Source organism: Paraburkholderia antibiotica (assembly GCF_012927125.1).
Lineage (GTDB): Bacteria > Pseudomonadota > Gammaproteobacteria > Burkholderiales > Burkholderiaceae > Paraburkholderia > Paraburkholderia antibiotica.
This window is the reverse complement of record NZ_JABBFZ010000003.1, coordinates 99,462-110,773: the sequence shown is the minus strand read 5'-3', so window position 1 is coordinate 110,773 and position 11,312 is coordinate 99,462. Positions and strand designations below refer to the sequence as shown.

Annotated in this window: 10 protein-coding genes; 7 read left to right on the top strand and 3 right to left on the bottom strand. The window is 66.0% G+C overall.

The genetic code is table 11. From position 1 onward, the window contains the following. Positions 1-366: 366 nt before the first annotated feature. The 7 genes from glyQ (at position 367) to HHL14_RS07360 (ending at position 7,648) form a co-directional block, all read left to right on the top strand. Entirely contained in the window at positions 367-1,374 is a 1,008-nt protein-coding gene (gene glyQ / locus HHL14_RS07390) for a glycine--tRNA ligase subunit alpha (RefSeq protein WP_169496942.1), read from the top strand. Between the two features lie 15 nt (positions 1,375-1,389). Then, positions 1,390-3,489, top strand: a complete 2,100-nt coding sequence (glyS, locus tag HHL14_RS07385) for a glycine--tRNA ligase subunit beta (RefSeq protein WP_169496941.1) — start codon at positions 1,390-1,392, stop codon at positions 3,487-3,489. Positions 3,490-3,499: 10 nt separating this feature from the next. Continuing rightward, positions 3,500-4,054 carry a D-glycero-beta-D-manno-heptose 1,7-bisphosphate 7-phosphatase gene (gene gmhB / locus HHL14_RS07380; RefSeq protein WP_169496940.1) on the top strand — a complete coding sequence of 185 codons (555 nt, stop codon included), beginning with the start codon at positions 3,500-3,502 and terminating at the stop codon, positions 4,052-4,054. Between the two features lie 61 nt (positions 4,055-4,115). Then, on the top strand, positions 4,116-4,874 hold the full coding sequence (locus tag HHL14_RS07375; RefSeq protein ID WP_169496939.1) for a lysophospholipid acyltransferase family protein: 759 nt from the start codon (positions 4,116-4,118) through the stop codon (positions 4,872-4,874). A gap of 48 nt (positions 4,875-4,922) precedes the next feature. Continuing rightward, positions 4,923-5,831: a M48 family metallopeptidase gene (locus tag HHL14_RS07370; protein ID WP_169496938.1), complete on the top strand. Its 909-nt coding sequence runs from the start codon at positions 4,923-4,925 to the stop codon at positions 5,829-5,831. 112 nt (positions 5,832-5,943) lie between these two features. Beyond that, positions 5,944-6,339, top strand: a complete 396-nt coding sequence (gene gloA / locus HHL14_RS07365) for a lactoylglutathione lyase (protein WP_169496937.1) — start codon at positions 5,944-5,946, stop codon at positions 6,337-6,339. A gap of 322 nt (positions 6,340-6,661) precedes the next feature. Next, a complete protein-coding gene (locus HHL14_RS07360; protein ID WP_169496936.1) occupies positions 6,662-7,648 on the top strand; it encodes a DMT family transporter in 987 nt (328 codons plus the stop codon). A 204-nt stretch (positions 7,649-7,852) separates the two neighbouring features. On the opposite strand, the gene rsmA is transcribed toward HHL14_RS07360, so the two are convergent. From rsmA to HHL14_RS07345, 3 genes are all read right to left on the bottom strand, one after another. Further along, positions 7,853-8,698, bottom strand: a complete 846-nt coding sequence (rsmA, locus tag HHL14_RS07355) for a 16S rRNA (adenine(1518)-N(6)/adenine(1519)-N(6))-dimethyltransferase RsmA (protein WP_169496935.1) — start codon at positions 8,696-8,698, stop codon at positions 7,853-7,855. A gap of 197 nt (positions 8,699-8,895) precedes the next feature. After that, positions 8,896-9,906: a 4-hydroxythreonine-4-phosphate dehydrogenase PdxA gene (pdxA, locus tag HHL14_RS07350; RefSeq protein ID WP_169496934.1), complete on the bottom strand. Its 1,011-nt coding sequence runs from the start codon at positions 9,904-9,906 to the stop codon at positions 8,896-8,898. A 13-nt stretch (positions 9,907-9,919) separates the two neighbouring features. Next, positions 9,920-11,284, bottom strand: a complete 1,365-nt coding sequence (locus tag HHL14_RS07345; protein ID WP_329601630.1) for a peptidylprolyl isomerase — start codon at positions 11,282-11,284, stop codon at positions 9,920-9,922. Between the last annotated feature and the right edge of the window lie 28 nt (positions 11,285-11,312).

Sequence of the window (11,312 nt, the reverse complement as noted above, 5' to 3'; positions counted from 1 at the left end):
CCTGTTCCCGTCGAAAGCGAACCTGCATGCCCCAAGCGATGCGCGCACGACAGTATCGAAAGTGCACGATCCACCGTCTATCGGAATCGGACTAATTTTTATCTCAATCAAGATATAATTTAACCAGCACGGCTCATCGACATCGGAAACCTCATCGGCAACGCCCCCTTCCTGTGCCAGCCCCTCCCCGAACAGCACCCTCGCCCCTCCAGCTGTCGTCCAAAAAACCGCATCCGCGCGCGTCCGACCCCGCAAAACCGGCCGCCCCCCGTCCTTTCCGTTAAAATCTCGGGTTTAGCACTTCGCTCCACGGCCCCTCGCGCGCTCAGGCGCACGCGGCATGGCCCCCTGCCCGAAAGGCACTTCATGCTCACGTTTCAGCAAATCATCCTGACCTTGCAGTCCTACTGGGACAAGCAGGGCTGCGCGTTGCTCCAGCCGATCGACATGGAAGTCGGCGCGGGCACGTCCCACGTCCATACGTTCCTGCGCGCAATCGGCCCCGAGCCGTGGCGCGCCGCCTACGTGCAACCGTCGCGTCGTCCGAAAGACGGTCGCTACGGCGAGAACCCGAACCGTCTGCAGCATTACTACCAGTACCAGGTGGTGCTCAAGCCCGCGCCGGAAAACATTCTCGACCTGTACCTCGGCTCGCTCGAAGCGCTCGGCTTCGACCTGAAGCAGAACGATGTGCGCTTCGTCGAAGACGACTGGGAAAACCCGACGCTCGGCGCATGGGGCCTCGGCTGGGAAGTGTGGCTGAACGGCATGGAAGTGACCCAGTTCACGTATTTCCAGCAGGTCGGCGGTCTCGACTGCAAGCCGGTGCTCGGCGAAATCACCTACGGCCTCGAGCGCCTCGCGATGTATCTGCAGAAGGTCGAAAACGTCTACGACCTCGTCTGGACCGAGTGGGAAGAGCAGGGCCCGAACGGCCCGGAAATCCGTCGCCTGACTTACGGCGACGTCTACCACCAGAACGAAGTCGAGCAATCGACGTACAACTTCGAACACGCGAACGTCGATCTGCTGTTCACGTTCTTCAACAGCTACGAAGCGGAAGCGAAGCGCATGATCGACGCGCAGATCGCACTGCCCGCCTACGAACTCGTGCTGAAGGCCGGCCACACGTTCAACCTGCTCGACGCGCGCGGCGCGATTTCGGTCACGGAACGCGCGGCCTACATCGGCCGGATTCGCGCGCTGTCACGTCTGGTCGCGCAGGCCTACTACGAGTCACGCGAAAAGCTCGGCTTCCCGATGCTCGGCAATCCGGTGCACGGCGTGCCCGGCCTCACCACCGACGCGCAGGAAGCCGCGATGCCCGCGTGGGCGCCGCCGCTGAAAGTCGAACGCAAGATCGACCAGGACTGACGAGAACATCAACCCATGACTCAATCTCAACACGCTACCCTGCTCGTCGAGCTGCTGACTGAAGAACTGCCGCCGAAAGCCCTGGCCCGTCTCGGCGACGCGTTCGCCGAAGGCATCGCGCAGCGCCTCGCGGCGCGCGACCTGATCGACGGCGAACCGTCGTTCGAACGCTATGCGACGCCGCGCCGCCTCGCGGTCATGATCCACAACGTGCGCGCGGTCGCGCCGGAAAAACACGTGCGCGAAAAAGTGCTGCCGGTTTCCGTCGCGCTCGACAAAGACGGCCAGCCCACCGCGCCGCTCGCGAAGAAACTCGCCGCGCTCGGTTTCCCCGACTTCTCGGTGAACGACCTCGAACGCGCGCAGGACGGTAAAGCCGAAGCGTTCTTCCTGCGCTACGCGGCGCCGGGCGCAACGCTCGCCGACGGCCTGCAAGGCGCGCTCGACGAAACGCTCGCGAAGCTGCCGATTCCAAAGGTCATGACCTATCAGCGTCCGGACGGCTCGAGCGTGCAGTTCGTGCGTCCGGTGCATCGTCTGACCGCGCTGCACGACAACGCGATCGTGCCGGTCAGCGCGCTCGGCATCGACGCCGACGACACCACGCTCGGCCATCGCTTCCTGTCCGACGGTCTGGTGGCGATCCAGCACGCGCAGTCGTATGCGGAAACGCTCGAACACAAGGGCCGCGTGATCGCGAGCTTCGCCAGGCGCAAGGACGCGATCCGCTCGCAACTGCTCGCGCAGGCTGGCGACGACAAGGTCGTGATGCCCGAAGCGCTGCTCGACGAAGTGACGTCGCTGGTCGAATGGCCAGTCGTCTACGAGTGCCGCTTCGAGGACGAATTCCTGCAGGTGCCGCAGGAATGCCTGATCCTGACGATGCAAACGAACCAGAAGTACTTCGCGCTGACCGATGCGAACGGCAAGCTGCGCTCGCGCTTCCTGATCGTGTCGAACATCGAGACCGAGACGCCGGTCGAGATCGTCGAAGGTAACGAACGCGTGGTGCGTCCGCGTCTGGCCGACGCGAAGTTCTTCTTCACGCAGGACAAGAAGAAGCCGCTCGCCGAACGCGTGCCGCTGCTCGCGAACGTCGTCTATCACAACAAGCTCGGCTCGGCGCTGCAACGCGTCGAGCGACTCGAAGGGCTGGCCGGCGCGATCGCCGCGCTGACCGGCGCCGACGTCGCGCTCGCGAAGCGCGCCGCGCGTCTCGCGAAGGCCGACCTGATCACCGACATGGTCGGCGAATTCCCCGAGCTGCAAGGCACGATGGGCACGTACTACGCGCGCCACGACGGCGAGCCGGAAGAAGTCGCGCTCGCGTGCTCGGAGCACTATCAGCCGCGCTTCTCGGGCGATGCATTGCCCACCACCGCGACCGGCACGATCGTCGCGCTCGCCGACAAGCTCGAAACGCTGGTCGGCATCTGGGGCATCGGCCTGCAGCCCACCGGCGAGAAAGACCCGTTCGCGCTGCGCCGTCATGCGCTCGGCGTGCTGCGGATTCTGGTCGAGAAGCAGTTGCCGGTCGACTTCGTCGAGTTGCTGCGCGCCGCGTATGCGCAATTCGCCGGTGTGCCGAACGTCGCCGATTCGACCGACGCGATCTACGAGTTCAGCATGGACCGCCTGCGCGGCCTGTTGCGCGAACGCGGCTACGCGGCCGGCGAAATCGACGCGGTGCTCGCGCTGAACCCGACGCGCCTCGACGACATCGTCGCGCGTCTGGATGCGGTGCGCGAATTCGCGTCGCTCGCGGAAGCGGCGTCGCTCGCGGCGGCCAACAAGCGCATCTCGAACATCCTGAAGAAGTCGGAAGGCGTGACGAACGGCGGCGTGCAGCCCGCGCTGCTCACCGAAGCGGCCGAACAGGCGCTCAACGCGCAGCTCGAACAGGTGACGCCGCGCGTGCAGTCGCAACTGGCCGCGCGCGACTACACCGGCGCGCTGACCGCGCTGGCCGCCTTGCGCGAACCGGTCGACACGTTCTTCAACGACGTGATGGTCAACGCCGAAGACCCGGCGTTGCGCGCGAACCGTCTGGCTCTGCTCGGCGCACTGCATCAGCAGATGAACTGCGTCGCCGACATCTCCCGACTCGCCGCCTGAGTACCGCGCCATGCCGAACAAGAAAGTGGTGATCCTCGACCGCGACGGCGTGATCAACGTCGACTCCGACGCGTTCATCAAGTCGCCGGACGAATGGGTCGCGCTGCCCGGCGCGCTCGAAGCGATCGCGCGCCTGAACCAGGCGGGCTATCGCGTCGCGGTCGCGACCAACCAGTCGGGTATCGGCCGCGGTCTGTTCGACATGAACGCGTTGAACGCGATGCATCTGAAGATGCACCGGCTGGCGGCCGCGGTCGGCGCGCGCATCGACGCGGTGTTCTTCTGCCCGCACACGGCCGAAGATCACTGCGAATGCCGCAAGCCGAAGCCCGGCATGCTGAAGATGATCGCCGAGCGTTTCGAGATCGATCCGGCGCACACGCACGTGGTCGGCGATTCGCTGCGCGATCTGCAGGCGGGCGCGGCGCTCGGTCATCCGACGCACCTCGTGCTGAGCGGCAAGGGTCGCAAGACACTCGCGGCCGGCGGCCTGCCTGAAGGCACGATCGTGCACGACGACCTGCGCGCGTTCGCTCTCGACTTCCTCTCCGACGTTCAGGAGTGACGCCGGCACGCCCGCGTGCGCCGCGCGCTCCCCACCCTCACCGATCCCGCCGATCCCGCCGATGCGCCTTCTCCGCTCCCTGCTGCTGCTGATCTATTTCGTGCTGGTCACGGTGCCGTACGCGACCGCGTGCTTCATCGCGTTTCCGTTCCTGCGCGCGGAAAACCGCTACTGGATGGCGGCCGGCTGGTGCCGTCTGACGCTGTGGACGGTGCGCTACCTGAACGGCATCCGCTACCGGATCGAAGGCTTCGAGAATCTGCCCAACGGGCCGGCCGTGCTGCTGTCGAAGCATCAGTCGGCGTGGGAAACGCTCGCGTTCCCCGCGCTGATGCCGCGGCCGCTGTGCTACGTGTTCAAGCGCGAGCTGCTGTACGTGCCGTTCTTCGGCTGGGCGCTCGGCATGCTGAAGATGGTTCACATCAACCGCAAGGAAGGCAAGTACGCGTTCGAATCGGTGATCAGGCAGGGCAAGGTGCGCATGGCCGAAGGCGCGTGGGTCATCATGTTTCCGGAAGGCACGCGCACGCCGACCGGCAAGCAGGGCAAGTACAAGACCGGCGGCGCGCGCTTCGCGGTCGCCACCGGCGCGCCGGTCGTGCCGATCGCGCACAACGCGGGGCGCGTCTGGCCGCGTAACTCGTTTACGAAATATCCGGGTATAGTCACGGTGTCGATCGGCAAGCCGATCGATACGACGGGGCTCACGCCCGACGAAGTGAACACGCGCGTCGAACAGTGGATCGAAGCCGAAATGCGCCGCATCGATCCGACTGCCTATAGCGCAGCGGCAGGTGGTTCCGCCGCCGCTCCCATCTGACGCGCCACGCCCTCGAAGCCTGAAGGCGTATTGCGCGAAGCGAAGCCGATGCAGAAGTCTCCTACGCCGCAGCCCGCCGCGGCGCTCGAAAACCGGCAACTCGATCTCCCACTCTTCGCCGAGCCGGGGTCGACATCCTCGTCTCCATCACCTGCCGCGCCGGCGCCTGGTTTGCCGGGCACAGCCGGTGCATCGTCCGTGCCGCCGCCCGCCCCATTGCTCGCGCCGGACGGCAGCAAGCTGCGCAGTCTCACCATCGGTTCGCGCACGCTGCATTACGCGCTCAAGCGTTCGGCACGCCGTTCGATCGGCTTTGCGATCGACAGCTCCGGCCTCACGATCACCGCACCGCGCTGGGTCACGCTCGCCGACATCGAAACCGCGATCACCGAAAAACAGCGCTGGATTTTCACGAAGCTGATCGAATGGCAAACGCGGGTTGAGCAGCGCGCGTTGCCGAAGATCGACTGGAAAGACGGCGCCGAAGTACCTTACCTCGGCCAGCCGGTGCGCGTGACGCTCGGCGCACCGCGCGGCATGCTCACGTTCGATGCCGGGCAGGCGGTGCTGCAATTACCGCTGCCGTTGCAGGCCGATCCGCAGCAGATCAAGGACCGCGTGCAGGGCTGGCTGCAAGGCGAAGCGAAGCGCCTGTTCGGCGAGCGTCTGGCGATTTACGCGCAGAAGCTCGGCGTCAACTACCGCACGTATGCGCTCTCTTCGGCGGCAACGCGCTGGGGCAGTTGCTCGAGCGACGGCAAGATCCGCCTGAACTGGCGGCTGATTCATTTCCCACTGTCGATCATCGACTACGTCGTCGCGCACGAACTCTCGCATCTGCGCGAGATGAATCACAGCCCGCGTTTCTGGCAAACGGTCGAATCGATTTTTCCGGAATTCCGCGAGGCGCGGCAGACGCTGAAGTCGCATCCGCCGGAATTGCTGCCGACGCTTTAAGGCTCGCCGCGCTTCGCCGCCGCGCCCATGCAGGCTCGCATCGGTTATGAGGCAATCATTTACAATTGCCGGAAGTCGATGCATTTATCGACACTCTCTCAAAGGATGACCCATGCGAATCTTGCATACGATGCTTCGAGTTGGCGATCTGGACGCCTCTATCCGCTTCTATACCGAAGTGCTCGGCATGCGCCTGCTCCGCAAGCACGACTACCCGGACGGCAAATTCACGCTGGCCTTCGTCGGTTACGAAGACGAATCGGAAGCGGCGGCAATCGAACTGACCCACAACTGGGATACCGATAAATACGACCTCGGCAACGGCTACGGCCACATCGCCCTCGAAGTGGACGATGCGTATGCCGCGTGCGAAGAAGTGAAAAAGCGCGGCGGTGTCGTCACGCGCGAAGCGGGTCCGATGAAACACGGTACGACGGTCATCGCTTTCGTCGCCGATCCGGATGGCTACAAGATCGAGCTGATCCAGAAGAAGGGCCGAGTCGACTAAGACTCGCACTCGCGCCCGCGCGGCCCGGCGCCAGAATCACAACGATAGAAAGCCGGACTCATAATCCACATCCGGTCCACATCTGCTCCCCCGCATCTCATTCACGTCCCGCCTGGATTCGACGCCGTCGAATCCAGGCGGCGATGACAGGCAAGCAACCCCACGTAGAAAACAGATGCTGCGATTCGCGCAGCGCAGGTTTGCTATCGTATGGCCTCCGCCGCGCCGCGCGGCCTGACGACCCAACGATCCAATGGCCTGAGCGGTCCGCCAGCGCGTTCCCGCGCCTGATCCTGCTTCGCTCACCTTGTCTACATCGCCCATGAGCACCACGACTACCGCCCTGCCCACGCGCCGCGCCCCGGATAGCTTCGCGATCCTGCTGATGGTCGGCCTGTGCGCGATCTGGGGACTCCAGCAGGTCGCGATCAAGAGTACCAACGCGGCGCTGCCGCCGGTGTTTCAGGCGGGCTTGCGCTCGGCGATCGCGGCGCTGCTGGTGTGGGCATGGGCACGCTCGCGCGGCACGCCGCTCTTTCGCGACGACGGCACGCTCGGCGCGGGCCTGCTCGCGGGGTTGCTGTTCGCCGCCGAGTTCGTCTGCATCTTTCTCGGCCTGACGCTGACGAGCGCATCGCGCATGGCGGTGTTTCTGTACACGGCACCGTGCTTCACCGCGCTGGGACTGCACTGGTTCGTCGACGGCGAACGGATGCGGCGCATCCAGTGGATTGGCATCATCGTCGCATTCGCGGGGATGGCACTCGCCTTCGCGGACGGCTTCCTGCATGCGGGCGCCGCCACGGGCGCGGGCGGGACCGCAGCAGGAACAGCAGCAGGCACGGCTCACGGCGCGACGCTTTCGGGCGCCGCCGGCGATGCGCTCGGCGTGCTCGCCGGCATCGCGTGGGCCGCGACCACCGTCGTGGTACGGGGCTCGCGGCTCGCACATACGAGCGCGAGCAAGACGCTGTTCTATCAGTTGACGGTATCGGCGGTGGTGCTGCTCGCGCTGGCGCTTGGACTCGGCCAGGTACGCGTCGACACGGTGACGCCGCTCGCGCTCGCGAGCCTCGCTTATCAGGCGGTGGTGGTCGCGTTCGTCAGCTATCTGCTGTGGTTCTGGTTGCTGACGCGCTATATCGCGTCGCGGCTGTCGGTGTTTTCGTTCTTGACGCCGCTGTTCGGCGTGAGCTTCGGCGTGCTGCTGCTCGGCGAATCGTTCAGCACGCGCTTTCTCGTCGCCGCGCTGCTGGTGCTGGCCGGTATCGCGCTCGTCAATGCGCCGGCGAAACGGAGCGCGGCTTGAGCGCGGGGGGTTTCGTGGCCTTGGTGGTCTGAGCCTGAGTGCGCGGCTGAAGTGAGACGGAAGTGCGGCTGAGGTGGCCCTGAAATTGCCCCACGCGGCGCCGGGCTGACTTCAGCGCACAGCTGCGAAGGGGGCTCTGCGAAGCTGGCCGCGAAGCGCGCAGGCCAACACCCCGTCTCTCCGTCTGGCTGCCCCTGTCGAAGCTTATTCCGGCGCAGCCGCCGAGCGCGCCGCCGCCACCGCCTGCGCAACGCTCACATACTCCGCGACCGGCACATCCTCCGCGCGACGTTGCAGATCGAAGCCGAGCGCGTCGAAATCCACCGTGTCGCGCAATGCGGACAGCGTGTTGCGCAACATCTTGCGACGCTGCGAAAACGCCGCCGTCACCACCTCGCCGAGCACGGTTTCGTCGACCACCGGCATTTCGTGCCGCTCGTACGGGATCATCCGCACGATCGCCGAATCGACCTTCGGCGGCGGCTGGAACGACTCGGGCGGCACGTCGAGCTGCTTGTCGATCACGTAGCGGTACTGCAGCATCACCGACAGCCGGCTGAACGCCTTGGTGCCCGGCTCCGCGACCATCCGCTCGACAACCTCGTTCTGCAGCATGAAGTGCTGATCGATCACGCGCTCGGCGAAGGTCGCCAGATGGAACAGCAGCGGGCTCGAAATGTTGTACGGCAGATTGCCGACGATGCGCAGCGACGCCTTCTCGCCCGGCGCCGCGAGCGAGCCGAAATCGAACTCGAGCGCATCGCCCGCGTGCAGTTCGAGCAGCTCGCCGAACTTCGTCTTCAGACGGCCGATCAGATCGCGGTCCAGTTCGACCGCGTGCAACGGCGCCTCGGGCGTCGCGAGTCGCTCGATCAGCGGTTCGGTCAACGCGCCGAGGCCCGGGCCGATCTCGACCATGCGCTCGCCGCGCTGCGGCCGGATCACGTCGACGATCGAATCGATCACGCCCATGTCGACCAGAAAGTTCTGACCGAAACGCTTACGCGCGAGATGGCCCTGGTGTCGGCCTTGCTGTCTGCTGGTGGACATCGAAGAAACGCTAGAAAGAAAACTGCCTGAAAAAAGGAAACGCGGCCTACACGTTGCGCGGCATGCGCGACGCGCACGACGTGCGTGCCGCCGCTGAATACATTGCATGATGCCACGCTTGTGGCACGTTCCATGGACGCGCACGGAGACTGCCTACGGGCCCACTGCACAGCCGCTCGCTCACGCGGCAGCGGCGCTCAGCCCCCGCGCCGGTGCCCTGCCATCGACACCGCCGTGTCGATCGCGGCCATCAGGCTGCCCGCGTCGGCGCGACCGGTGCCGGCCAGATCGAGTGCGGTGCCGTGGTCGACCGACGTGCGGATAATCGGCAGGCCGAGCGTCACGTTGATGCCTTCGCCGAACGTCGCGTACTTGAGCACCGGTAGGCCCTGATCGTGGAACATCGCGAGCACGCAGTCGGCTTCGTCGAGATGGCGCGGCTGGAACAGCGTGTCGGCCGGATACGGACCGCGCGCGTCGATGCCTTCGCCATTCGCCTGCGTGAGCGCCGGCGTGATCACGTCGATTTCCTCGCGGCCCAGATAGCCGTTTTCGCCCGCATGCGGGTTCAGCCCGGTCACGAGGATACGCGGCGCGGGCAGGCCGAAGTGCTGACGCAAGTCCCGATCGATGATGCGCAGCGTCTCGACCAGACTTTCGATCGTCAACGCGGTCGCGACATCCTTCAGCGGCAGATGCGTGGTCGCGAGCGCGACGCGCAGCGGCCGCTTGCCGGTGCCCGCGAGCATCATCACGACGCGCGGCGTATGGGTGCGCTCGGCGAAATATTCGGTGTGGCCGGTGAACGGCACACCGGCATCGTTGATCGTGCTTTTTTGCAGCGGTGCGGTGACGATCGCGTCGAACCTGCCGCCGACCGCGCCGTCGATCGCCGCGTCGAGCAGATCGAGCACGTAGCGACCGTTCGCGGCGTCGAGCTTGCCCGCCTGCGACGCCGTGCCGAGCGCGCAATGCTCGACGCGCACGCGCGGCCCCTGGGCGAGCAGCGCGTCCCAGTCGACGCCGACCGCCCGCGCGCGTTCGGCAAGCAGTTGCGCGTCGCCGAGCACGGTGAACTGCGCGCCGGGCCAGTGCGCCGCCGCGCCGGCCAACGCCTGCGCGGTCAGCTCGGGACCGACGCCGGCGGGCTCGCCGGTCGTGATCGCAATCTGCAGCGGGCGATTAGCGGACGGATCGGCGCTCGTCATCACGTGAGTCCGGTTATTGCAGGCCCGTTACGCTGGGCTTCACTTCGACGTATGCGGTGTCGCGCAGCTCGCGCAGCCAATCGGCGTAGGCCTGCTCGGCCTTGCGCTGGCCAATCGCCTGACGCGCCAGATCCATCTGCTGCGAGACCGAGCCTTCCGCGTCGCGGCGGCCCAGCACCTGGATCAGGTGGTAGCCGTATTCGCTGCGCACCGGGTCGCTGATCTGGCCGTCCTGCAGCGAGTTCATCGCGCGCTCGAATTCCGGCACCGTCTCGCCCGGGCTGATCCAGCCGAGGTCGCCGCCTTGCGACGCCGAGCCGTCCTGCGAATAGGTCCGCGCGAATTTCGCGAAGTCGCCGCCCGCGGCGATCTGGTTGCGGATGTCGAGCAGCTTCTGGCGGGCCTGCGGCTCCGACATGCCGTCGCCGACGCGCAGCAGGATGTGGCGCACGTGCGTCTGCACCAGCTTCGGCGCATCCGCGCTGGTGCCCTGGCCCGCGCGACGCTCGACGAGGCGCACGATCTCGAAGCCGTCGTTGGTGCGGATCAGCGCCGGATTGACCTCACCCGGACGCAGTGTCGAGGCGGCCGTCACGAACTCGGGCGGCAGCTTCGTCGGCGCGAGGAAACCGAGATCGCCGCCGTTCTTCGCCGCATCCTGCGCCTGCGAATTGGACTTCGCGAGCTTTTCGAAATTGGCGCCGCCCTTCGCTTCGGCGAGCAGGCCTTCAGCCTTCTTCTGCGCCGCCTCGATTTCGGGTTGCGACGCGTTCAGCGGCGCCCTCACGAGGATGTGCTGCATGTGCAGATCGTTCGTCTGGCCGGCGTTCGGACCGCGCTGGCTGGCGATGTAGTTCGCGACCTCGGCGTCCGTCACCGTGATCTTGCTGTCCACTTCCTTCTCACGCAGACGCGACAGCGTCAGCTCGGTGCGCGCGTCGCCGACGAAGGTGTTCCAGGGCACGCCTTGCGCCTCGATGCGCGCGCGATACATTTCGAGCGACATGTTGTTGGCCTGCGCGAGACGTTCGAGCGTGCGCTGCACGGCCGCGTCGTCGATCACGATGCCGTCTTCCTTGGCCTTCTGCAGCTGGATGCGTTCCAGCACCATCTGCGTGAGCACCTGCTGGCGCAGCTGCTCGACCGGCGGCACCGGCGCGTTCTGCTGGTTCAGCCGGCGCGTGATCAGGCCGACCCGTTCGTCGAGCTCACGCTGCGTGATGACGCCGTTGTTGACCACCGCGGCGATGGTGTCGACCGTGCGGCCGCTGCCGCCGCCCAACGCCTGCGCCTGTGCCGGCGCAACCGGGAGAAAAGACGCCGCGGCGACGAGACCCGCCGCGAGCGTTGCCAAGCGAAGCTGTTTCATGATTGCCACAGATACTCCAATGATGTCGGGCGCTTCG